Origin of the sequence: Streptomyces sp. DG2A-72, assembly GCF_030499575.1 — a bacterium.
Taxonomy (GTDB): domain Bacteria; phylum Actinomycetota; class Actinomycetes; order Streptomycetales; family Streptomycetaceae; genus Streptomyces.
In genome coordinates, this window is the sequence record NZ_JASTLC010000001.1 from 3,594,249 (window position 1) to 3,617,551 (window position 23,303).

General features: G+C 70.0%; 17 protein-coding genes. 11 read left to right on the top strand and 6 right to left on the bottom strand.

Annotated features, from left to right (window positions below; all coding sequences use genetic code 11):
* Positions 1-137 precede the first annotated feature (137 nt).
* Positions 138-2,372, bottom strand: coding sequence for an MMPL family transporter (locus QQY66_RS16990; RefSeq protein WP_301981210.1), 2,235 nt, complete (start codon positions 2,370-2,372; stop codon positions 138-140).
* A gap of 128 nt (positions 2,373-2,500) precedes the next feature.
* On the opposite strand from QQY66_RS16990, the gene QQY66_RS16995 reads away from it, so the two are divergent.
* From QQY66_RS16995 to QQY66_RS17005, 3 genes are all read left to right on the top strand, one after another.
* On the top strand, positions 2,501-3,175 hold the full coding sequence (locus QQY66_RS16995; RefSeq protein ID WP_301981211.1) for a TetR/AcrR family transcriptional regulator: 675 nt from the start codon (positions 2,501-2,503) through the stop codon (positions 3,173-3,175).
* An 82-nt stretch (positions 3,176-3,257) separates the two neighbouring features.
* Positions 3,258-3,473: a heavy-metal-associated domain-containing protein gene (locus QQY66_RS17000; RefSeq protein ID WP_301981212.1), complete on the top strand. Its 216-nt coding sequence runs from the start codon at positions 3,258-3,260 to the stop codon at positions 3,471-3,473.
* A gap of 47 nt (positions 3,474-3,520) precedes the next feature.
* Entirely contained in the window at positions 3,521-5,815 is a 2,295-nt protein-coding gene (locus tag QQY66_RS17005; RefSeq protein WP_301981213.1) for a cation-translocating P-type ATPase, read from the top strand.
* An 821-nt stretch (positions 5,816-6,636) separates the two neighbouring features.
* Here the strand turns inward: QQY66_RS17005 and QQY66_RS17010 are convergent.
* Positions 6,637-7,926 (bottom strand): citrate synthase, encoded by a 1,290-nt coding sequence (locus tag QQY66_RS17010; RefSeq protein WP_301981214.1) that lies wholly within the window; start codon positions 7,924-7,926, stop codon positions 6,637-6,639.
* Positions 7,927-8,156: 230 nt separating this feature from the next.
* Entirely contained in the window at positions 8,157-10,430 is a 2,274-nt protein-coding gene (locus QQY66_RS17015) for an ATP-dependent RecD-like DNA helicase (RefSeq protein ID WP_301981215.1), read from the bottom strand.
* 135 nt (positions 10,431-10,565) lie between these two features.
* On the opposite strand from QQY66_RS17015, the gene QQY66_RS17020 reads away from it, so the two are divergent.
* From QQY66_RS17020 to QQY66_RS17045, 6 genes are all read left to right on the top strand, one after another.
* Positions 10,566-11,579: a LacI family DNA-binding transcriptional regulator gene (locus QQY66_RS17020; RefSeq protein ID WP_301981216.1), complete on the top strand. Its 1,014-nt coding sequence runs from the start codon at positions 10,566-10,568 to the stop codon at positions 11,577-11,579.
* The gene (locus tag QQY66_RS17025; RefSeq protein WP_301981217.1) at positions 11,576-13,096 is read left to right on the top strand and encodes a sugar ABC transporter ATP-binding protein; all 1,521 of its coding nucleotides are present in this window, start codon (positions 11,576-11,578) and stop codon (positions 13,094-13,096) included. The genes QQY66_RS17020 and QQY66_RS17025 overlap by 4 nt, the downstream gene beginning before the upstream one ends.
* Positions 13,086-15,032 (top strand): substrate-binding domain-containing protein, encoded by a 1,947-nt coding sequence (locus tag QQY66_RS17030; protein WP_301981218.1) that lies wholly within the window; start codon positions 13,086-13,088, stop codon positions 15,030-15,032. The genes QQY66_RS17025 and QQY66_RS17030 overlap by 11 nt, the downstream gene beginning before the upstream one ends.
* Positions 15,033-15,079: 47 nt before the next feature.
* Positions 15,080-15,982: a ribokinase gene (locus QQY66_RS17035; RefSeq protein WP_301981219.1), complete on the top strand. Its 903-nt coding sequence runs from the start codon at positions 15,080-15,082 to the stop codon at positions 15,980-15,982.
* On the top strand, positions 15,979-16,368 hold the full coding sequence (gene rbsD, locus QQY66_RS17040) for a D-ribose pyranase (protein ID WP_301981220.1): 390 nt from the start codon (positions 15,979-15,981) through the stop codon (positions 16,366-16,368). The genes QQY66_RS17035 and rbsD overlap by 4 nt, the downstream gene beginning before the upstream one ends.
* Before the next feature lie 187 nt (positions 16,369-16,555).
* Positions 16,556-17,548: an AraC family transcriptional regulator gene (locus tag QQY66_RS17045; protein ID WP_301981221.1), complete on the top strand. Its 993-nt coding sequence runs from the start codon at positions 16,556-16,558 to the stop codon at positions 17,546-17,548.
* A gap of 20 nt (positions 17,549-17,568) precedes the next feature.
* On the opposite strand, the gene QQY66_RS17050 is transcribed toward QQY66_RS17045, so the two are convergent.
* From QQY66_RS17050 to QQY66_RS17060, 3 genes are read right to left on the bottom strand one after another with little or no spacing between them, the layout of a single operon-like run.
* On the bottom strand, positions 17,569-18,402 hold the full coding sequence (locus tag QQY66_RS17050; protein WP_301981222.1) for a sugar phosphate isomerase/epimerase: 834 nt from the start codon (positions 18,400-18,402) through the stop codon (positions 17,569-17,571).
* Positions 18,399-19,550, bottom strand: coding sequence for a dihydrodipicolinate synthase family protein (locus QQY66_RS17055; protein WP_301981223.1), 1,152 nt, complete (start codon positions 19,548-19,550; stop codon positions 18,399-18,401). The genes QQY66_RS17050 and QQY66_RS17055 overlap by 4 nt, the downstream gene beginning before the upstream one ends.
* Positions 19,547-20,704 (bottom strand): Gfo/Idh/MocA family protein, encoded by a 1,158-nt coding sequence (locus tag QQY66_RS17060; protein ID WP_301981224.1) that lies wholly within the window; start codon positions 20,702-20,704, stop codon positions 19,547-19,549. Before QQY66_RS17060 ends, QQY66_RS17055 begins: the two co-directional genes overlap by 4 nt.
* 295 nt (positions 20,705-20,999) lie before the next feature.
* On the opposite strand from QQY66_RS17060, the gene QQY66_RS17065 reads away from it, so the two are divergent.
* Together QQY66_RS17065 and QQY66_RS17070 are read left to right on the top strand one after the other, a co-directional pair.
* The gene (locus QQY66_RS17065; RefSeq protein WP_301987346.1) at positions 21,000-22,046 is read left to right on the top strand and encodes a LacI family DNA-binding transcriptional regulator; all 1,047 of its coding nucleotides are present in this window, start codon (positions 21,000-21,002) and stop codon (positions 22,044-22,046) included.
* Between the two features lie 324 nt (positions 22,047-22,370).
* Complete coding sequence (locus QQY66_RS17070; protein ID WP_301981225.1) at positions 22,371-23,303, top strand: bifunctional helix-turn-helix transcriptional regulator/GNAT family N-acetyltransferase; 933 nt, start codon at positions 22,371-22,373, stop codon at positions 23,301-23,303.

Here is a 23,303-nt window from a genome sequence, read left to right on the forward strand (position 1 = left end):
CCGCCTCCGAGGTGGGTGCCGCGAAATGGGTGGGTGCCGCGATATGCCGGTTGTTGTCTGCTGCACCATCGTGGCTGGTCGCGCCCGCGCGGCGGAGCCGCAAATTGATACAGCCCCGCGCCCCTTCGGGGCGCTGTTCAACCCTGCGTGACCTTGACCCGTTCCTCCTCCGTCGCACTCGCCTCCGCGCTCCCATCGCTCTCACTCAAGCCGAACCGCTGATGCAAGCGGCGCAATGGCCCCGGAGCCCACCAAGTCGCCCTGCCCGTGAGGCGCATCACCGCTGGGACCAGGAGACTGCGGATGATCATGGCGTCCATGAGGACCGCCAGGGCGATGCCCAGGCCGAGCATCTTGGTGTTGGTTACTCGGGAGGTGCCTATGGCGACCATCACCACGGCCAGGATGACGGCGGCGGCGGTGATCAGTCCGCCCGTGCGCTGCAGGCCGTGCCGGACTGCCTGCTGGTGGTCGCCTGTGTGGTCGTACTCCTCCTTGATGCGGGAGAGCAGGAACACGCCGTAGTCCATGGAGAGTCCGAAGGCCACGCAGAACATCAGGACCGGGAGGGTGGTCTCGATGGAGCCGGGGCTGGTGAAGCCGAGCAGGCCCGAGAGATGGCCGTCCTGGAAGACCCAGACCACCGCGCCGAACATCGCCGTCAGGCTGAGCGCGTTGAGTACCACCGCCTGGATGGGGATGAGCACGCTGCCGGTGAGGAGGAAGACCAGGAGCAGGGTGACTATGGCGATGAAGGCCGCCGCCCAGGGCAGTTGCTCGGCGATCGCGTCCTTGGAGTCGACCAGGACGGCCGCGGTGCCGGTCACCTTGGTGTCGAAGGGGGCGTCCGTTTCCCGTAGTTCGCCGACGAGTCGCTGGGCCGGGTCGTCGACCGGTTCACCCTCGGGCTGCACGGTGAAGTAGGCCGAGTCGCCCTTCACCAGCGGGCCCTCGACCCGCAGCACGTCGGGGAGGGCGGTGATCCGCTGCTTGTAGGCGGCGTACTGCGCCTCGGTCGCCCCTCCCTCGGCCAGCACCTCGAGGCCACCGCCGGGGCTGCCCGGGAAGCCTTCGCGGATGTGCTGCTGCACGACGTGGGACTCGGCGCTGGACGGCAGCTGACGGTCGTCCGCCGTACCGAACTTCACGCCCAGGAACGGCAGGCCCAGCAGCACCAGCACGGCGGTGGTGCCCAGGGCGAAGAACGGGGCGCGGCGCATGACGAGGGAGGCGGTTCGCGCCCAGCCCGTGCCCTCCTCGTCGGAGGTGTCGGGGGCGCCGGTCGTCCTGGACCGCTTCCCGCGTCGCAGCAGCTTCCGCAGATCCAGCGCGTTCACCCGGTGGCCCAGCAGGATCAGCGCCGCCGGGAGCAGGATCAGGGCTGCCGCCGCGGCCAGCAGCACCACGGCGATGCCCGCGTAGGCGAAGGACCGCAGGAAGTACTGCGGGAAGAGCAGCATCGCCGCCAGCGACACCGCGACCGTGAGGGCGGAGAAGAGGACCGTGCGGCCCGCCGTGCGCAGTGTGGTGCCGACCGCCGTCAACGGCTCGGCTCCTGTGGAGAGTTCCTCGCGGTAGCGGCGGACGATGAACAGGGCGTAGTCGACGGCCAGTCCCAGGCCCAGGGCCGTGGTCAGGTTCATCGCGAAGATGGAGACGTCGGTGAACTCGGTGAGGCCGCGCAGTACCGCGTTCGTCCCCAGGATCGCGACGATGCCGATGCCGAGCGGCAGCAGGGCCGCGACCGCGCTGCCGAAGACCATCACCAGCAGGACGAGGGTCACCGGCAGGGCGATCACCTCGGCGCGTGTCAGGTCCTCCTGGATGATCGTCTGCATCTCGTGCCGCACGGCGACCATGCCGCCGACCTTCACCTCCACCGGGCCGTGCGTGCCGCGGAACGAGGGCACGATGCGGTCCAGGGTCTCGCCCATCGCCTTCTCGTCGCCGGTGAGGCGGGCGGCGATCAGCGCCTCGTGCCCGTCCTTGGCGCGCAGGGCGGCAGCCGCCGAGGGCTCGGCCTGCCAGTAGGAGCCGACACCTGTGACGCCCTTCTCCCTTGCCAGCCGCTCGGCGAGACGCTCGGCCTCGACGGCGACCGCCGGATCGTCGACCGAGGCGCGGCCCGCGTCGACGAGCAGCAGGAAGTTGGGCTGGGAGTCGGGGAATTCACGCTCCAGCGCCTTGGTCGCGTACGTCGACTCAGCGTCCGGGTCCTCCCAGCCGCCGCTCCCCAGCCGGTCGGCGACACCGCTGCCGGCCAGCACGGCGAGGGCTGTCAGCACCAGGGCCGCGAGCAGCGACAACCGGGGTCGGGCGGTGACGAAGCGGGTCCAGGCTCCGACCCGAGGCGGGCTGTTGACTTCGGTCATGGTGCGGTGTCCCCTTCACCGTGGAAACCATAGACTGGAAAACACGAGACGTCGCTCGCGTTCCGACTCCAGAATGCGAGCGGTCACTCGTGTTTGTCAATGATGTTCGGAGAGCTGGGGATAACCGCGTGCCCGACAACCAGGAGAAGAAGGACCAGCCGCGCCGGCGCCAGGCCCGCGGGGAGCGCCGCATCGCCCAGCTACTGGAGGCCGCGGCCAATGTCTTCTGCACGACCGGCTACACGGCGGCCAGCGCCAATGCCATCGCCCGTGAGGCGGGCGTCTCGCCGGGCACGCTGTATCAGTTCTTCCCGAACAAGGAAGCGATCGCGATCGAGCTGGGCGGCCGGCTCATGCACGAGATGCGGGAGGCGTACGGCGAGGCGCTCGCGCCGGTCGACCCCTCGACCCCACTGGAGGAGGCCGTCGGCGCGGCCGTCGACCGCTTCATCGCCTTCAACTGCGCACACCCCGTGTTCTTCGCGCTGATGCACGGCCCCGACCTCCCCGGCCGGATCGCCGAGGACCACGACGCACTGCGCGCGACTCTGCTCTCCCGGGTGGAGGGCCTGCTCTCCTCACTCCTGCCGGACACCTCGGCCACCGACATCACCCGCACCGCGCATGTCGTCCTGGGGATGTACATGGCCGGCCTGGAGCTGGTGCTCGCCCACGAGGGCGCCGAACGCGACGCGTACATACAGGAATTGAAGAACGTCCTGATCCGCTACCTGGACCCGATGGTCGGCGACCGACTCGGCCGCACGGACCTCACCACGACGCCGCCGACCCCTCTTGGATAGGTACCCCCTAGGGGTATAGTCTGTGGGTATGGGGCTCCCCTGGGCCCCGTCAGCCCCACATGCCTCCACGAGGAGTTACGACATGAGCATCACCGCCACGTACAAGGTCAGCGGGATGAGCTGCGGACACTGCGAGGGCGCAGTGTCCGGCGAGATCTCCGAACTCCCCGGCGTCAGCTCGGTGAAGGCCGTCGCCTCGACCGGTGAGGTCACCGTCATCTCGGAGGCCGCACTGGACGAAGAGGCCGTGCGCGCCGCAGTCGACGAGGCCGGCTTCGAACTCGTCGGCACGGTCTGAGAACACCCCGAGAGCACCGTGAGCGCACCCCGAGAGCCCCTGAGCGCATGACCGGCATCATCACCACCGCCTCCGCCGCTCCGGCGCCGACAGCCGCGCCCCCCGAGGTCGAGCTGCTCATCGGCGGGATGACCTGCGCCGCCTGCGCGGCCCGCGTCGAGAAGAAGCTCAACCGCATGGACGGCGTGACGGCCACGGTGAACTTCGCGACGGAGAAGGCAAAGGTCACCTACCCCGTCGGCCTCGAGGTCGCGGACCTGATCGCCACGGTCGTCAAGACCGGCTACACGGCCGAGGAACCCACGCCCGTCAGCGAGGCGACGCCGCCCGAGGACCCCGAACTCACGTCCTACCGGCACCGCTTCACCGTCTCAGCGCTGCTCGCGATCCCGGTCGTCCTGCTGTCGATGGTCCCGCCCCTCCAGTTCGACTACTGGCAGTGGCTCGCACTCACCCTTGCCGCGCCTGCCGTCGTCTGGGGCGGGTGGCCCTTCCACAAGGCCGCCTGGACGAACCTCAGGCACGGCGCCGCCACCATGGACACCCTGGTGTCGCTCGGCACGCTGGCCGCGTTCGGCTGGTCCCTGTGGGCGCTGTTCTTCGGTGACGCGGGCATGCCGGGCATGCGGGACAGCTTCCGGCTGACCGTCGGCGGCATGGACGGCGCGTCGACGATCTACCTCGAAGTGGCGTCCGGAGTCGTCGCGTTCATCCTGCTGGGCCGCTATCTGGAGGCCCGCTCCAAGCGCCGCGCGGGGGCCGCCCTGCGGGCGCTCATGGAACTGGGTGCGAAGGATGTCGCCGTACTGCGATACGAGGAGGGCGAGCGCGAAGCGCTCTCGGTTGAGGGCGGTGGTGGGAGACGGGTGGGCGGGCGGGAAGTGCGGATTCCGGTGGCCCGGCTGGCTGTCGGTGACCGGTTCGTCGTACGGCCGGGCGAGAAGGTCGCCACCGACGGGACGGTGGTGGAGGGCTCCTCCGCCGTCGACGCCTCCATGCTGACCGGCGAGTCCATGCCGGTGGATGTGACGGTCGGGGACGCGGTCACGGGCGCCACGGTCAACGCGGGCGGGCGGCTGGTCGTCGAGGCCGTCCGGGTCGGCGCCGGCACCCAACTCGCCCGGATGGCGAAGCTGGTGGAGGACGCGCAGAACGGCAAGGCCGAGGTGCAGCGGCTCGCCGACCGGATCTCCGGGGTCTTCGTGCCGGTCGTCATCCTCATCGCGGTCGCCACGTTCGGCGCCTGGCTCGGCCTCACCGGCGACACCGTCGCCGCGTTCACCGCGGCCGTCGCGGTCCTGATCATCGCCTACCCCTGCGCGCTGGGGCTGGCCACCCCGACCGCCCTCATGGTCGGCACCGGCCGCGGCGCCCAGCTCGGCATCCTCATCAAGGGCCCCGAGGTCCTGGAGTCCACCCGCCGCGTCGACACGGTCGTCCTGGACAAGACCGGAACGGTCACCACCGGCCGGATGACCCTCCAGAAGGTGTACGTCGCCGAAGGCGTCGACGAGCAGGAGCTGCTGCGTCTCGCCGGCGCCCTGGAACACGCCTCCGAGCATCCCGTCGCCCGGGCGGTCGCCGTGGGCGCGGAGGAGCGCGTCGGGCCGCTGCCGCCGGCCGAGGAGTTCGAGAACGTACCCGGGAGGGGTGTGCGAGGGCGCGTGGAGGGCCGCGAGGTGGCCGTGGGGCGCCTCTATGAAGCCCTCCCCGGGGAGTTGGCCCGGGCGAAGGACCAGGCCGAGAGCAGCGGTCGTACGGCCGTCGTGGTCGGCTGGGACGGAGTGGCACGCGGTGTCGTCGCCGTCGCGGACGCCGTCAAGGAGACCAGCGCGGAGGCGGTGCGCGAGCTGCGCGCGCTGGGGCTGACGCCGGTGCTGCTGACCGGCGACAACCGGGCGGTCGCTCAGGCGGTCGCGCGGGCCGTCGGGATCGACGAGGTGATCGCCGAGGTGCTGCCCGAGGACAAGGTCGATGTCGTACGGCGGCTGCGGCGCGAGGGACGTACGGTCGCCATGGTCGGTGACGGCGTCAACGACGCGGCGGCGCTCGCCACCGCCGATCTCGGGCTGGCGATGGGCACGGGGACGGACGCGGCGATCGAGGCGAGCGATCTGACGCTGGTGCGCGGGGATCTGCGGGTGGCCGCGGACGCGATCCGGCTGTCCCGGAAGACGCTGTCCACGATCAGGGGAAATCTTGTGTGGGCGTTCGGATACAACGTGGCCGCGCTGCCGCTGGCCGCGGCGGGACTGCTGAACCCGATGATCGCCGGGGCGGCGATGGCCTTCTCGTCCGTGTTCGTGGTGACGAACAGCCTTCGGCTGCGAACGTTCCGCTGAAGTTACCGCTGGTTACGCGGAAGTAGGGGTGAGAGACCCTCTGGAGTCCGCGACGAGCCTCACATAAGCTCTTCACAAGGCTCGCGCATCATCCTTACGATAGGGCCCCGATCGCCAAATCGGGGCTCTTGCGTATCTAACGGACATATGCAAGAGACGCAGATCACAGTGATGTGAAGGTAACCATCGAAGGGGTTCGAAGGTCTAAGTTGACGATGTCAGGAAGCGTCTTGGGGGGCGCCGACTGACATCTGAGGATGTCTTGGGGGACTTCCTCAGAGCTGCGTTGCCGGGGCACGTACAGACGGGAAGCTTTGAGCGGCCCTCCCGATCGTGCGCTGTCCCGGCAGACCGCACACCCCAGGAGTACGACGAGTCCCGCTCGTTTTACTCAAAGGCTGCCTCGGCAGTTTGCTTGACAGCGATTCAGGCGCTGGTTTCTCACAGACGCCCGGCCGGATCCCGTGGGGGGAATCCGCACCGGGACATGGGAAGGCGCCCTGATCGTCGGCCCGTGGGGGGACCGGCGCAGGGCGCCTTCCTTCTTTTTTGAGGCTCGGTTCGCTCCGGGGCGCGTCGGGCCCGCTGCAGTGAACGGCCAGCGCGCCCGGCGATGACAAGCTCAGCGAGCCTCGACCGGAACGAAGTCGCGCTCGACCACGCCCGTGGCCATGCCGGCCCGGGGACGACCCCCGGACCCCCGGCCGCAGCCTCCGGAGCCACCGCGCCCACGACAGCAGGACCCGGCACCCGCGCCCGAAACCACAGGGCAAGCCCCCGTGACGGGGCACCAGTGACCCGGCGCCCCTCACCGGCAGGTATCAGCGAGCCTCGACCGGAACGAAGTCGCGCTCGACCACGCCCGTGTAGATCTGGCGCGGGCGGCCGATGCGGGAGCCCGGCTCCTTGATCATTTCGTGCCACTGGGCGATCCAGCCCGGGAGGCGGCCGAGGGCGAAGAGGACCGTGAACATCTCGGTCGGGAAGCCCATGGCGCGGTAGATCAGGCCGGTGTAGAAGTCGACGTTCGGGTAGAGGCTGCGCGAGACGAAGTAGTCGTCGGAGAGCGCGTGCTCCTCCAGCTTCAGCGCGATGTCCAGCAGTTCGTCGGACTTGCCGAGGGCCGAGAGGACGTCGTGCGCCGCCGCCTTGATGATCTTCGCGCGCGGGTCGAAGTTCTTGTAGACCCGGTGGCCGAAGCCCATCAGACGGACGCCGTCCTCCTTGTTCTTCACCTTGCGGATGAAGGAGTCGACATCGCCGCCGGAGGCCTGGATGCCCTCGAGCATCTCCAGGACGGACTGGTTGGCACCGCCGTGCAGCGGGCCCCACAGGGCGGAGATGCCGGCGGAGATCGAGGCGAACATGTTCGCCTGCGAGGAGCCGACCAGACGCACCGTGGAGGTGGAGCAGTTCTGCTCGTGGTCCGCGTGCAGGATCAGCAGCTTGTCGAGGGCGGCGACGACGACCGGGTCGAGGTCGTACTCCTGGGCCGGCACCGAGAAGGTCATGCGCAGGAAGTTCTCGACGTACCCGAGGTCGTTGCGCGGGTAGACGAAGGGGTGGCCGATCGACTTCTTGTACGCGTACGCCGCGATCGTCGGGAGCTTGGCGAGCAGACGGATCGTGGAGAGGTTGCGCTGCCTCTCGTCGAACGGGTTGTGGCTGTCCTGGTAGAAGGTGGACAGCGCCGAGACGACCGACGACAGCATCGCCATCGGGTGGGCGTCGCGCGGGAAGCCCTTGTAGAAGTTCTTGACGTCCTCGTGCAGCAGGGTGTGCTGCGTGATGTCGTTCTGGAACGTGGTGAGCTCGTCGACCGTCGGCAGCTCGCCGTTGATCAGCAGGTAGGCAACCTCCAGGAACGTGGAGCGCTCGGCCAGCTGCTCGATCGGATAGCCGCGGTACCGCAGAATGCCCGCTTCGCCGTCCAGATAGGTAATGGCGGATTTGTACGCGGCGGTGTTGCCGTAACCGCTGTCCAGCGTCACCAGACCGGTCTGGGCGCGGAGCTTGCCGATGTCGAAGCCCTTGTCACCGACGGTGCTGTCGATCACCGGGTAGGTGTACTCGCCGTCGCCGTACCGCAGTACTACAGAGTTGTCGCTCACGTCTTCCCTCACCGACGTTGTGCCTCATCTTCGAGGTTGCCCTGACTGTCTCTACCATCCCCCATTTGGCGCAGGTGAGTGCACTCGGGGTCGACCATTGGGCCTATTGGCGGCACTGAGTGCCGCCAACTGTTCATCCTGCCCCTTCTTGTTCCCCATCTGCTAGTGCTGTGTGACCCAAACGACTCATTTGATCGATCATTTTTCGCGCCACCCCGCCCGGCCCCTCGTCAGCCCTCCAGGGGCCGCGGCGAGAGCCTGAAGTCGAGGGCCGTACAGCGGCGTCCCGCCGACACCGTGCGCACCGCCTGTCCGATCGCCTTGCGTGAACCGACGAGGACGACCAGCTTCTTGGCCCGGGTCACCGCGGTGTACAGCAGATTCCGCTGGAGCATCATCCAGGCCCCGGTGGTGACCGGGATCACCACCGCCGGATATTCACTCCCCTGCGAGCGATGAATCGTCACCGCGTATGCATGGGCCAGTTCGTCCAGTTCGTCGAATTCGTACGGAACCTCCTCGTCTTCGTCGGTCAGCACCGTGAGGCGCTGGTCGACCGGGTCGAGCGAGGTGACCACGCCGACGGTGCCGTTGAAGACACCGTTCTTGCCTTTCTCGTAATTGTTGCGAATCTGGGTGACCTTGTCGCCGACCCGGAAGACACGGCCGCCGAACCGCTTCTCGGACAGGTCGGGGCGGCCGGGTGTGATCGCCTGCTGGAGCAGGCCGTTGAGGTTGCCGGCGCCCGCGGGCCCCCGGTGCATGGGGGCGAGCACCTGGACGTCACGGCGCGGGTCGAGCCCGAACTTGGCCGGAATCCGCCGTGCCGCCACGTCCACCGTGAGTCGGCCGGCCTCCTCCGTGTCGTCCTCGACGAAGAGGAAGAAGTCCTTCATGCCGTCGGTGACCGGATGCTGCCCGGAGTTGATCCGGTGCGCGTTCGTCACCACGCCCGACTGCTGGGCCTGGCGGAACACACGCGTGAGGCGGACGGCGGGGATCGGGCCGCCCTCGGCCAGCAGATCGCGCAGCACCTCGCCGGCGCCGACGCTGGGGAGCTGGTCGACGTCCCCGACGAAGAGCAGGTGGGCCCCCGGCGGTACCGCCTTCACCAGTTTGTTGGCGAGCAGGAGGTCCAGCATCGAGGCCTCGTCCACCACCACCAGGTCGGCGTCCAGAGGCCGGTCCTTGTCGTAGGCGGCGTCCCCGCCGGGCTTCAGTTCCAGCAGGCGGTGGACGGTGGAGGCCTCGGCGCCGGTGAGTTCGGCGAGGCGTTTGGCGGCGCGGCCGGTGGGGGCGGCGAGGACGACCTTCGCCTTCTTGGCGCGGGCCAGTTCCACGACGGACCTGACCGTGAAGGACTTGCCACAGCCCGGCCCGCCGGTGAGCACCGCGACCTTCTTCGTCAGCGCCAGCTTGACGGCGGCCTCCTGCTCGGGGGCGAGCTCGGCGCCCGTACGGCCCTTCAGCCAGCCGAGCGCCTTGTCCCAGGCCACGTCATGGAAGCCGGGCATCCGGTCCTCGTCGGTGCGCAGGAGGCGCAACAGCTGGGCGGAGAGGGAGAGTTCGGCGCGGTGGAAGGGGACGAGGTAGATCGCGGTGACCGGCTCACCGTGCTGACCGGGCACCTGCTCGCGTACGACGCCGGGCTCGCCGGATTCCTCGTCGGGCTGGGCCAGTTCGGCGAGGCACTCGATGACCAGGCCGGTGTCGACCTGCAGCAGCTTCACCGCGTCGGCGATCAGCTGCTCCTCGGGCAGGAAGCAGTGCCCTTGGTCGGTGGACTGCGAAAGGGCGTACTGCAGGCCCGCCTTGACCCGCTCCGGGCTGTCGTGCGGGATGCCGACGGACTGGGCGATCTTGTCGGCGGTGAGGAAGCCGATGCCCCAGACGTCGGAGGCGAGGCGATAGGGCTGGTTCTTCACCACGGAGATGGAGGCGTCGCCGTACTTCTTGTAGATGCGGACGGCGATGGACGTGGACACCTCCACCGTCTGCAGAAAGAGCATGACCTCCTTGATCGCCTTCTGCTCCTCCCAGGCGTCGGCGATCTTCTTGGTCCGCTTGGGACCGAGCCCGGGGACCTCGATGAGCCGCTTGGGCTCCTCCTCGATGATCTGCAGGGTGTCCAGGCCGAAGTGCTGGGTGATCCGGTCGGCGAAGACCGGCCCGATGCCCTTGACCAGCCCGGAGCCGAGATAGCGGCGGATGCCCTGGACGGTGGCCGGGAGGACCGTCGTGTAGTTCTCGACGGTGAACTGCTTGCCGTACTGCGGGTGCGAGCCCCAGCGGCCCTCCAACCGCAGCGACTCCCCGACCTGGGCCCCGAGCAGCGCACCGACGACGGTCAGCAGATCCCCGCCGCCACGGCCGGTGTCGACCCGGGCGACCGTGTAGCCGTTCTCCTCGTTGGCATACGTGATCCGCTCCAGGACGCCTTCGAGTACGGCCAGGTGCCGTTCCCCCTGCGCTGCCTGCTTCGGACCGCCCGCCTGATTCGACATGATCCGACGCTACCGCCCGGCACTGACATCACGATCTGGTCTCGCACCCTTGCCAACCTTCGTGTAATCGATTCCAATCCTCTGTACGCAATCGATGTAATCGATTCCATGCATCCACGAGGAGGTGGAGCGGCGATGGCGGGCATCAAGGACGTCGCTGCCGAGGCGGGGGTTTCCGTCGCCACGGTGTCGCGTGTCCTGAACGACCATCCGTCGGTCAGCGCGGACGCGCGCACGCGCGTGCTGGCCGCCGTCGAGACGCTGGACTACCGTCCGAACGCCGTCGCCCGCTCGCTGCGTACCGACCAGACCCACACCCTCGGCCTGGTCATCAGCGATGTGCTGAACCCGTACTTCACCGAGCTGGCCCGCTCCGTCGAGGAGGAGGCCCGCGCGCTCGGCTACAGCGTGATCATCGGGAACGCCGACGAGCGGCCCGAATTGCAGGACCACCACGTGCGGAATCTGCTCGACCGGCGGATCGACGGGCTGCTGGTCTCCCCCACCGACGGCGGCTCCCCGCTGATGCTGGACGCCGCGCGCAGGACGCCGATGGTGTTCGTGGACCGGTGGATTCCGGGTGTCGACGTACCCGTGGTGCGCGCCGACGGGCGGGCCGCCGTACGGGATCTCGTCGCGCATCTGCACGGGCTCGGCCATCGGCGGCTCGCCATCATCGCGGGCCCCGCCGCCACCACCACCGGCAGCGAGCGCGTCGAGGCCTTCCGTCAGGCCCTGGCCGAGTACGGGATTCCGCTCCCGGACGCCTACATAGGACAGGGCGACTTCCAGGCCGAGAGCGGACGCCGGGTCACCGACGGCTTCCTCGATCTGGCCGAGCCGCCCGAGGTCGTCTTCGCCGCCGACAACCTGATGGCGCTCGGCGCGCTGGACGCCGTACGCGCGCGCGGGCTGCGAGTGCCACGTGACATAGCGCTGGCCGCGTTCGACGACATCCGCTGGTTCGTGCACACCGATCCCCCGATCACCGCCATCGCCCAGCCGACCGGCGAGCTGGGCCGGGCCGCCGTCCGGGCGCTCGTCGACCGCATCGAAGGGCGGCCCGGCGAGTCCGTCACTCTCGCCGCCCGGCTCGTCGTACGCCGCTCGTGCGGCGAGAACCCCGAACAGAACAGGAGCACGTCGTGAGCAACGAGGACGAGTTGCTGCGCATCGAGGGCATACGCAAGTCCTTCCCCGGTGTGGTCGCGCTCGACGGCGTCGACTTCGACCTGCGCCGGGGCGAGGTGCATGTGCTGCTCGGCGAGAACGGCGCCGGCAAGAGCACGCTGATCAAGATGCTGTCGGGCGCCTACCACCCCGACGGGGGCCGCGTCCTGGTCGACGGCAAGGAGACGCACATCCGCGGGGCGCAGGACGCCGAGCGGCTGGGCATCGCCACCATCTACCAGGAGTTCAACCTCGTTCCCGATCTGACGGTCGCCGAGAACATCTTCCTGGGCCGCCAGCCGCGCCGCTACGGGATGATCGACCGCAAGCGGATGGAGGCCGAGGCCGCCGTCCTGCTGGAGCGGGTCGGCGTCAACGTGTCGCCCCGCGCGCGTGTCCGTGAACTCGGCATCGCCCGCCTCCAGATGGTCGAGATCGCGAAGGCACTCAGCCTCCACGCGCGCGTGCTCATCATGGACGAGCCGACCGCCGTGCTCACCTCCGAGGAGGTCGAGAAGCTCTTCTCCATCGTGCGCACGCTGCGCGAGGACGGCGTCGGCATCGTCTTCATCACGCATCACCTGGAGGAGATCGCCGCCCTCGGAGACCGGGTCACGGTCATCCGGGACGGCAGGTCCGTCGGACAGGTCCCCGCCGCCACGCCCGAGGACGAGCTCGTACGCCTGATGGTCGGGCGGTCGATCGACCAGCAGTACCCGCGGGAGCGCGCCGACACCGGGGACGCCCTGCTCAAGGTGGAGGGGCTCACCAGGGACGGCGTCTTCCACGACGTGTCCTTCGAGGTGCGCGCCGGTGAGGTCGTCGGGATCGCCGGGCTCGTGGGAGCCGGTCGTACGGAGGTCGTGCGGGCCGTGTTCGGCGCCGACCCGTACGACAAGGGCGCCGTGAAGGTCTCCGGTTCCCCGGTTCCCAAGTACGACGTCAACGCGGCGATGACCGCGGGCATCGGGCTGATCCCCGAGGACCGCAAGGGCCAGGGCCTGGTGCTCGATGCCTCCGTCGAGGAGAACCTCGGTCTGGTCACGATGCGGGCCGCCTCCCGTGCCGGTCTCGTCGACCTCAGGGGGCAGCGCGAGGCCGCCGCGCGCATCGCAGGGCAGCTCGGCGTGCGGATGGCCGGACTCGGCCAGCACGTACGGACGTTGTCCGGTGGCAACCAGCAGAAGGTCGTCATCGGCAAATGGCTGCTCGCCGACACCAAGGTGCTGATCCTCGACGAGCCGACGCGCGGGATCGACGTGGGCGCCAAGGTCGAGATCTACCAGCTGATCAATGAACTGACGGCCGCCGGTGCCGCCGTACTGATGATCTCCAGCGATCTGCCCGAGGTGCTCGGCATGAGCGACCGGGTGCTGGTGATGGCCCAGGGCCGGATCGCGGGCGAACTGGCCGCCGACGAAGCAACGCAGGACGCGGTGATGGCGCTCGCCGTCAGCACGCCCACGACAGAAAGGGAGGCCACCCGTGGCCGCTGACACGCTCAAGAGCACATCGGGCGCGAGTGGCGCCTCGGGGCTTCGCCGCCTCCTGCTCGACAACGGCGCGCTGACCGCGCTGATCGTCCTCGTCATCGCCATGTCGGCGCTGTCCGGCGACTTCCTGACGACGGACAACCTCCTCAACGTCGGCGTCCAGGCGGCCGTGACCGCCATCCTCGCCTTCGGCGTGACCTTCGTGATCGTCTCGGCGGGCATCGACCTGTCGGTGGGCTCGGTCGCCGCGCTGTCGGCCACCGTCCTTGCCTGGAGCGCCACTTCGGAAGGGATTCCGGTCCCGATAGCGGTCGTCCTCGCCGTCGCCACCGGTATCGCGTGCGGCCTGGTCAACGGCTTCCTGATCTCGTACGGCAAACTCCCGCCGTTCATCGCGACGCTCGCCATGCTCTCCGTGGCCCGCGGTCTGTCCCTGGTGATCTCGCAGGGCTCCCCCATCGCCTTCCCGGACTCCGTCTCGCACCTCGGTGACACGCTCGGCGGCTGGCTGCCCGTGCCCGTGCTCGTGATGGTCGTCATGGGGCTCATCACGGCCTTCGTGCTGGGACGGACGTACATCGGCCGCTCGATGTACGCGATCGGCGGCAACGAGGAAGCGGCCCGGCTGTCGGGTCTGCGGGTGAAGAAGCAGAAGCTCGCGATCTACGCCTTCTCCGGGCTGTTCGCCGCCGCCGCGGGCATCGTGCTCGCCTCGCGGCTGTCCTCCGCGCAGCCGCAGGCCGCGCAGGGGTACGAACTGGACGCGATCGCCGCGGTCGTCATCGGTGGCGCCTCGCTCGCCGGCGGTACCGGCAAGGCGTCCGGCACGCTGATCGGCGCGCTGATCCTGGCGGTGCTGCGCAACGGCCTCAACCTCCTGTCGGTGTCCGCCTTCTGGCAGCAGGTCGTCATCGGTGTCGTGATCGCGCTGGCGGTGCTGCTGGACACCGTGCGCCGCAAGGCCGGGGCGACTCCGGTGACGACCGGCGGGGGCGGCAACAAGGGCAAGCAGGCGGTGACGTACCTCCTCGCCGCCGTGGTCGCGGCGGCGACAGTCGGCGCCACCTCCCTCCTGCACACCGGCTCGTCGAGTGCGGCCCAGCAGAAGGTGGGCCTGTCCCTGTCGACCCTCAACAACCCCTTCTTCGTGCAGATCCGGGCCGGTGCCCAGGAGGAGGCGAAGAAGCTGGGCGTCGACCTGACCGTCACCGACGCGCAGAACGACGCCTCGCAACAGGCCAACCAGCTGCAGAACTTCACCAGCGAGGGCCTCGGCTCGATCATCGTGAACCCGGTCGACTCGGACGCGGCGGGCCCGGCGGTACAGGCCGCCAACCAGGCCGGCATCCCCGTCGTCGGCGTCGACCGCGGCGTCAACAACGCGGAGACCGCCGCGCTGGTCGCCTCCGACAACGTCGAGGGCGGCAAGCTGGGCGCCAAGGCACTCGCCGAGAAGCTGGGCGGCCAGGGCACGATCGTGATCCTCCAGGGCCAGGCCGGTACGTCCGCCAGCCGTGAGCGGGGCGCGGGCTTCGCGGCCGGGCTGAAGGCCTACCCGGGCATCAAGGTCGTCGCCAAGCAGCCCGCGGACTTCGACCGCACCAAGGGCCTCGACGTGATGACGAACCTCCTCCAGGCCCACCCCGACATCGACGGGGTCTTCGCCGAGAACGACGAGATGGCGCTCGGCGCGATCAAGGCGCTGGGGTCGAAGGCCGGGAAGTCGGTCCAGGTCGTCGGTTTCGACGGCACTCCGGACGGTCTGAAGGCAGTCGAGACAGGCACGCTGTACGCATCCGTGGCGCAGCAGCCCAAGCAACTCGGGAAGATCGCCGTGGACAACGCCGTCCGGGCGGCCGAGGGGAAGAACGTCAGCACGACGGTGAAGGTGCCGGTGAAGGTGGTCACGAAGGAGAACGTGGCCGGCTTCGGCGGCTGACCGGACCTCAACCGAAACCGACTCGGACCGAATCGGGGAGACATTTCATGTACGACTACGACCTCCTGGTCGTGGGGTCCGCCAACGCCGACCTGGTGATCGGCGTCGAGCGGAGGCCCGCCGCCGGGGAGACGGTGCTCGGCTCCGACCTGGCCGTCCACCCCGGCGGCAAGGGCGCGAACCAGGCGGTCGCCGCCGCCCGGCTCGGGGCCCGTACGGTGCTGCTGGCCCGGGTCGGCGACGACGCCAACGGCCGGCTGCTGCTCGACTCGCAGCGGGCGGCCGGCGTCGACACGGTGGGCGTCCTGGTCGGCGGCGCGCCGACCGGGGTGGCGCTGATCACCGTGGACCCGTCCGGGGACAACAGCATCGTGGTCTCGCCGGGCGCCAACGCCCGTCTGACACCACCGGACGTACGGGTCGCCGCCAGCCTCTTCCAGGCGTCCCGGGTGGTCTCGGCGCAGCTGGAGATTCCGCTGGAGACGGTCGTGGAGGTGGCGAGGAACATCGCGGACGGCAGCCGCTTCGTACTGAACCCGTCCCCGCCGCGCCCCCTCCCGTCCGAACTCCTCGCCGCCTGCGACCCGTTGATCGTGAACGAGCACGAGGCGAAGGTGATCCTGGGCGAGGCCGCCGTGGGGGATTCCCCCGAGGACTGGGCGCGGATCCTGCTCGCGAAGGGCCCGCGGTCGGTCGTCGTGACCCTGGGCGCGGACGGTGCGCTGGTGGCCTCCGACGAGGGTGTCACCCGGGTCCCGTCCGTGAAGGTGAACGCCGTGGACACGACGGGCGCGGGCGACGCGTTCACCGGCGCGCTGGCCTGGAAGCTGGGCGCGGGCGCGTCCCTGGTCGAGGCGGCGGCGTACGCGGCCCGGGTCGGAGCGGCGGCCGTCACGAAGCCGGGCGCGCAGGAGTCGTTTCCTACGGCGGCAGAGGTGGATGCCCTGTGAAGAAGGCGGGCATCCTCAACCGTCATCTCTCCGGTGCCCTGGCCGAGCTGGGCCACGGGGACGGGGTGCTGGTGTGCGACGCCGGCATGCCGATACCGGACGGGCCCCGCGTCGTGGACCTGGCGTTCCGGGCCGGGGTGCCGTCCTTCGCCGAGGTGCTGGACGGTCTGCTGGCCGAGTTGGTCGTCGAGGGCGCGACGGCGGCGACGGAGGTGCGGGACGCCAATCCGGCGGCTTCGGCGCTGCTGGACGGCCGCTTCCCCGAGCTGGAGCTGGTCTCCCACGAGAAGCTCAAGGATCTGACGGCGCACGCCCGGCTGGTCGTACGGACGGGGGAAGCACAGCCGTACGCGAATGTGCTGCTGAGGTGCGGAGTCTTCTTCTAGCCGCGCCGCGCTCCGCTGGAAGTGCCGGATGGGGCCGCCGGTCCGCTGCGGCACCATCGTGGCTGGTCACGCAGTTCCCCGCCGCGCGAAAATTGAAGGGGCCCGGTCCGTCGACCGGGCCCCCTCATGTTTTCCCCTCCGCATCAGAACCTCCGCGATCCCCCCAGATCCCCCTCCAGAAGTCCTGATGCCAAGTACGACCCGCGGGCTGCCGGAAGGGTTGCACGGTCTCTCCGGAATTCTTCGGCCCGCCCGCGCGCTGATGCAGGAGTTCACGACCGAGGTGGTGCCTGCCGCTGAGCGGTTCGACCTGTGGCAGGACATCAGCGCGCGCACCTACATGCCCCATCTGCTGCGCACCGACTGCCGGGACGACTTCCGCGCCACGCTGCGCACGCTGCCGCTCGGTGATGTGCAGATCTCCTCGGTGGCCTTCGAGCATCTGGTGTCCGTCCGCACGACGCGGCTCATCCGGCGCAAGGGAGTCGTCGCACAGGACGGGCACGACCGGGCCTTCCGCGCCGGGGACCTCCTGTTCATCGACAGCAGCCTGCCGTACGAGTCCTGGCACCGCATGTCGTCGGACACCGCGTCGACGGTGATCGTCGCGATGCCGCGCACGGTGCTGCCGCTGCCGCCGCGGACGGTACGGCGGCTGCTGGCCCCGCCGATTCCGCTGGACCGGGGCCTGGGCGGGGTGCTGTACCGCTGGCTGGCCGACATCGCGGCCCGCGCCGACGAGTTCACCGAGGCCGATGTGCCGACGCTCGCCTCGGTGACCACGGATCTGCTCGCGTCCGTGTTCGGCGACTGTCCGGACGCCGAGGACGCGCTGACGCCGGAGGCCCGCCGCCGCGCCCTGCACACCCGGATCCGGGACTTCATCGACCAGAACCTCGGCGATCCGTCGCTCTCTCCGGCGGGTGTCGCGGCAGCCCACGGCATCTCGGTACGCCACCGCCGCCTGGAGCGCTGCCGCCGCGACCTCGCCGACCCCCGCCTGCGCGCCCGCTCCATCCAGACGGTGGCGGCCCGACGGACCCGCATACCGCACAGAAGCATGCGGGAATCGTCAAGATCCGTGCACTCCCGGCCAAGGATCCGGGCGCTTTGCCTTGACATCCTGTTGCACGGGGGAAGCGGGTACGGCGGCTCACTGCCGGTGTCGGCGCGGCAGTGAGCCACCGTACACAGCGCCTGTCACCCGGCCGTGTGCTCGACGAACCGCGCCGCCGTCTCCGCCAGCACCTCCCGCCCGTCCCGGGCCCACAACGCGTCGTTGAACAGCTCGACCTCGATGGGCCCGGTGTACCCGGCCGCCTCGACGTACCCCTGCCACTCCCGCATGTCGATCGAGCCGTCCCCGATCTGACCGCGGCCGTTCAGCACGCCCTCCGGCAGCGGGGTGGTCCAGTCGGCGAGCTGGAAGGTGTGGATACGGCCGCCGGCACCCGCGCGGGCGATCTGCGCGGGCGCGTTGTCGTCCCACCAGATGTGGTACGTGTCCACCGTGACGCCGACCTGCCGCGCGGGGAAGCGTTCCGCGAGGTCGAGGGCCTGGGTCAGGGTGGAGACCACGCAGCGGTCCGCCGCGTACATCGGGTGCAGCGGCTCGATCGCCAGCCGTACGCCGTGGGATTCGGCGTACGGCCCCAACTCGCCCAGCGCGTCGGCGATCCGCTCCCGCGCGCCGTGCAGGTCCTTGGAGCCCGCTGGCAGGCCGCCCGAGACCAGGACCAGCGTGTCCGTGCCGAGCGTGGCCGCCTCGTCGACCGCACGGCGGTTGTCGTCGAGGGCCTTGGCCCGCTCCTGCGGGTCGATCGCCGTGAAGAAGCCGCCGCGGCACAGCGTCGTCACCGTCAGGCCCGCCTCGCGAACCAGTTTGGCGGTGGCCTCCAGGCCGTACGACTGGACCGGCTCACGCCAGAGCCCGACGTTGCGGATGCCCAGCTTGCCGCAGGCATCGGCCAGTTCGGGCATGCTCAGCTGCTTCACCGTCATCTGGTTGATGCTGAAGCGTTCGAGGCCGGTCACTGGTTCACTCCGTACAGGCTCAGCAGGTTCTTCATCCGCTCCTCCGCCAGCTTCGGGTCCGGGAACAGGCCCAGTCCGTCGGCGAGTTCGTAGGCGCGGGCGAAGTGCGGGAGGGAGCGGGCCGACTGCAGGCCGCCGACCATCGTGAAGTGGGACTGGTGGCCCGCGAGCCAGGCCAGGAAGACCACGCCCGTCTTGTAGAAGCGGGTCGGGGCCTGGAAGAGATGGCGGGACAGCTCGACGGTGGGGTCCAGCAGCGCCCGGAAGCCGGCCGCGTCCCCGGTGTCCAGCGCCCGTACCGCCTCGGCCGCCAGCGGCCCCAGCGGGTCGAAGATGCCGAGCAGGGCGTGACTGAAGCCCTGCTCGTCGCCCGCGATCAGCTCGGGGTAGTTGAAGTCGTCGCCGGTGTAGCAGCGGACGCCCTGCGGGAGCCGGCGGCGGATGTCGATCTCGCGCTGGGCGTCCAGCAGCGAGACCTTGATGCCTTCCACCTTGTCGGGGTGGGCGGCGATGACCTCCAGGAAGGTGTCCGTGGCCGCGTCGAGGTCGGACGAGCCCCAGTAGCCCTCCAGCGCCGGGTCGAACATGGGGCCGAGCCAGTGCAGGATCACGGGCTCGGTGGCCTGGCGCAGGAGGTGGCCGTAGACCTCCAGGTAGTCCCCGGGATCGAACGCGGTGGCGGCCAGCGCGCGGGAGGCCATCAGGATCGCCTGCGCGCCGCTCTCCTCGACCAGCGCCAGCTGCTCCTCGTACGCCGCCCGGACCTCGGGCAGGGAGCCCTTGACGATCTGGTCGGTGCCGACACCGCAGGCGATCCGGCCGCCCACCGCCTTCGCCTCGGCGGCGCTGCGCCGGATCAGCTCGGCCGCGCCCGCCCAGTCCAGCCCCATCCCCCGCTGGGCGGTGTCCATCGCCTCGGCGACACCGAGTCCGTGGGACCACAGGTGGCGGCGGAAGGCGAGGGTGGCGTCCCAGTCGACGGCGGCGGGCGAGTCGGGGCTGACATCGGCGAACGGGTCGGCGACGACATGGGCCGCCGAGAAGACCGTACGAGAGGTGAAGGGGGCGCCGGGGGTGACGGCGAGGGGTTCGGGGCGGGGCTCGTATGCCCTCAACCCGCCTTCGGCGTCCGGGAGTCGGATGGTCACAGCGCGATCTCCGGTACATCGAGACGGACGCCCTCGGCCGAGGACTTCAGGCCCAGTTCGGCGAGCTGGACGCCTCGGGCGCCGGCGAGGAGGTCCCAGTGGTAGGGGGCGTCGGCGTAGACGTGCCTGAGGAACAGCTCCCACTGGGCCTTGAAGCCGTTGTCGAACTCGGCGTTGTCGGGCACCTCCTGCCACTGGTCGCGGAAGACCTCGGTGGCGGGGATGTCCGGGTTCCACACCGGCTTGGGGGTGGCGGACCGGTGCTGGACGCGGCAGTTGCGCAGACCGGCGACCGCCGAGCCCTCCGTACCGTCGACCTGGAACTCCACCAGCTCGTCGCGGTTGACGCGGACGGCCCAGGAGGAGTTGATCTGGGCGATCGCGCCGCCGTCCAGCTCGAAGATGCCGTACGCCGCGTCATCGGCGGTGGCGTCGTAGGGCTTGCCGTTCTCGTCCCAGCGCTGCGGGATGTGGGTGGTGGCGATGGCCTGGACGGACTTCACCCGGCCGAACAGCTCGTGCAGGACGTACTCCCAGTGCGGGAACATGTCGACGACGATGCCGCCGCCGTCCTCCGCACGGTAGTTCCAGGAGGGGCGCTGGGCGGCCTGCCAGTCGCCCTCGAAGACCCAGTAGCCGAACTCGCCGCGGATGGACAGGATGCGGCCGAAGAAGCCGCCGTCGATCAGGCGCTTGAGCTTGAGCAGGCCGGGGAGGAAGAGCTTGTCCTGGACGACGCCGTGCTTGATGCCGGCGTCGGCGGCGAGCTTCGCCAGCTCCAGGGCGCCCTCAAGGCCGGTGGCGGTCGGCTTCTCGGTGTAGATGTGCTTGCCCGCGGCGATGGCCTTCTTCAGCGCCTCCTCACGGGCGGAGGTCACCTGGGCGTCGAAGTAGATGTCGACGGTCGGGTCGGCGAGGACCGTGTCGACGTCGGTCGAGATGTTTTCCAGACCCAGGCCGTGCTGCTCGGCGAGCGCCCTGAGCGCGTGCTCGCGGCGGCCGACCAGGATCGGCTCCGGCCACAGCACGGTGCCGTCGCCGAGGTCGAGGCCGCCCTGTTCACGGAGGGCCAGGATCGAGCGGACCAGGTGCTGGCGGTAACCCATGCGCCCGGTCACACCGTTCATGGCGATACGCACCGTCTTGCGTGTCACGTCATTCCCTTCGTGGGCCTTGTACGCGGTGGCGCCGCGTACGCCCCTCGTGTCACAGGTGAGCCGTACAGCAAGCGCTTTCTATCTAGGGAGAAGCTAGCCTCTGACCAGGGGTCTGGACAAGACCGTAACGAGGCCGAGTTGTTCGAGGGGGCGAACAACAGGGGTCGATGGCCTTAAGGTCTGCTCGGCATGCGGGGAACCGCGACCCCGGCCGGCCTGTCTACGACGACGTATGCCGAAGCCTGACGAGTACGAAGAGGTACGACGAGATGCGCGACCGGAGGACGACGAGATGACGGTGACCCTGGCGGACGTGGCGGCCCGCGCGCAGGTCTCGCCCGCGACGGTGTCGCGCGTGCTGAACGGGAACTATCCCGTGGCAGCCTCCACCCGGGAACGGGTGCTGCGGGCCGTGGACGAGCTGGACTATGTGCTGAACGGCCCGGCGAGCGCGCTGGCGGCGGCGACCTCGGACCTGGTGGGGATTCTCGTCAACGACATCGCCAACCCCTTCTTCGGGATCATGGCGGGCGCGATCCAGTCGGAGATCGGAGGGCCGGGGGGACGTGCCGGGGGTGAACGGCTCGCCGTCGTCTGCAACACCGGGGGTTCGCCGGAGCGTGAGCTGACCTATCTGACCCTGCTCCAGCGGCAACGGGCGGCGGCCGTGGTGCTGACCGGCGGCGCCGTGGAGAACGCGCCGCACGCGGCGGCGGTGGCCGCGAAGCTGCGGAGGCTGGGCGACGCGGGCACGAGGGTCGTCCTGTGCGGCCGGCCGCCGGCGCCGGACACCGAGGCGATCGCGCTGACCTTCGACAACCGCGGGGGCGGGCGCGAGTTGACCGAACACCTCATCGGCCTCGGACACCGGCGCCTGGGCTACATCGCGGGACCCGAGGAACGGACGACGACCCGGCACCGCCTCGAGGGCCACCGGGAGGCACTGGCCGCGCACGGAATCGAGGAGGATGCGCGCTGGACGGTGCACGGCCGCTACGACCGCCGGTCGGGTTACGAGGCGACGCTGGAGCTACTGCGCCGGGACCCGTCGCTGACGGCCGTGGTGGCCGCCAACGACTCCGTCGCACTGGGCGCGTGCGCCGCGCTGCGGGACTCCGGACTGCGGATCCCGGACGACGTGTCCGTCGCCGGCTTCGACGATCTCCCGTTCAGCATCGACGCGGTACCCGCCCTGACGACGGTCCGACTGCCGCTCGCGGAGGCGGGGGCACGGGCGGGACGCATCGCGATGGGGCGAGAGGAGCCGCCGCCCGGGGGGATCGCGACGGTTCGGGGGGAGCTGATGGTGCGGGGGTCTTCTGGGGTGCCGCGGGCTTGAAAATCCAGCCACTCCGGCGCCTCTGAATTTCAGCCCCTCCGGCGTTTGAGGAGCGGGGGTCCAGGGGGCGGAGCCCTTGGCGGGGTGCAGGGGGCAGAGCCCCGCGGGGGTGCAGGGGGCAGAGCCTCGCGGGGCTCCAGGGGGCGGAGCCCCTGGCGGGGTTGAAGGGGCGGAGCCCCTGGGGGATGGGACGGGTAGGGGCGGCGGGGGCGAAGATCCGAGGGGCGCCGACCAGACGCCGAGGGGTAGCAGCAAGGCCGTGGGCGTCCTACGCTCGACCCGACGATACCTCTGACTGAGTCAACCATCCGGGGGTCGACGACCATGACCGTCCAGGACATCCGCGCCTTCAACCGCTTCTACACGAACGTGATCGGCGCCCTCGACTACAGCCGCCGGCTCTACGCGCCGTACACCCTCACCGAGTCCCGCGTCCTGTACGAACTCGCGCACTCCCCCCGTACGGACGCGGCCGACCTACGGACCGAACTCTCCCTGGACGCAGGCTACTTGAGCCGCATCCTCAACAAGTTCGAGCAGGACGGCCTGATCGAGCGCACCCCCTCCCGGCGTGACCCGCGCCGCCGCAACGTCACACTCACCGCACGCGGCCGGGAGACCGCCGCGCTGCTCGCCGAGCGGGCGGACGAATCCGTCGGCGCGCTGCTGTCCACCGTCCCGTCCGCGGACCGCCCCCGCCTGGCCGAGGCGATGCAGACGGTCCGTACGATCCTCTCCGCCGCCCGTCCGCCCCGCGCCGAGGACGTCGTTCTGCGCGAGCCCGGCCCCGGCGACCTCGGCTGGATCGTGCAGCGCAACGCCGCGCTGTACGCCGCCGAATACGGCTGGAACGCCGACTACGAGGGTCTGGTGGCACGTATCGTCGCCGACTTCGCGGAGGATCACGACCCCCACCTGGAGCGGGTGTGGCTCGCGGAGCTGGACGGCCGGCCGGTGGGCTGTGTGATGTGCGTACGGGACGACGCGCCGGCCACGGCCCGCCTGCGCCTGCTGCTGGTCGAGCCCGACACCCGCGGCCTCGGCATCGGCGACCGTCTCGTCCGCGCCGTGATCGACTTCGCCCGCGGCGTCGGCTACCGCGAACTCGTCCTGTGGACCAACGACGTCCTGACCGCCGCCCGCCGTATCTACCAGCGTCACGGCTTCGTCCTGGTCGCCGAGAAACCGCACCGCTCCTTCGGCAAGGATCTCGTCGGCCAGGACTGGCGCCTGGATCTGCACGGAACGGGTGAGTGA

Coding starts and splice junctions, on each gene's coding strand:
- QQY66_RS17000 (WP_301981212.1), top strand. CDS start 3,258: ATGAGCATCACCGCCACGTACAAGGTCAGCGGGATGAGCTGCGGACAC.
- QQY66_RS17065 (WP_301987346.1), top strand. CDS start 21,000: ATGACGGTGACCCTGGCGGACGTGGCGGCCCGCGCGCAGGTCTCGCCC.
- QQY66_RS17070 (WP_301981225.1), top strand. CDS start 22,371: ATGACCGTCCAGGACATCCGCGCCTTCAACCGCTTCTACACGAACGTG.
- QQY66_RS17045 (WP_301981221.1), top strand. CDS start 16,556: ATGCCAAGTACGACCCGCGGGCTGCCGGAAGGGTTGCACGGTCTCTCC.
- QQY66_RS16990 (WP_301981210.1), bottom strand. CDS start 2,372: ATGACCGAAGTCAACAGCCCGCCTCGGGTCGGAGCCTGGACCCGCTTC.
- QQY66_RS17035 (WP_301981219.1), top strand. CDS start 15,080: ATGTACGACTACGACCTCCTGGTCGTGGGGTCCGCCAACGCCGACCTG.
- QQY66_RS17015 (WP_301981215.1), bottom strand. CDS start 10,430: ATGTCGAATCAGGCGGGCGGTCCGAAGCAGGCAGCGCAGGGGGAACGG.
- QQY66_RS17020 (WP_301981216.1), top strand. CDS start 10,566: ATGGCGGGCATCAAGGACGTCGCTGCCGAGGCGGGGGTTTCCGTCGCC.
- QQY66_RS17005 (WP_301981213.1), top strand. CDS start 3,521: ATGACCGGCATCATCACCACCGCCTCCGCCGCTCCGGCGCCGACAGCC.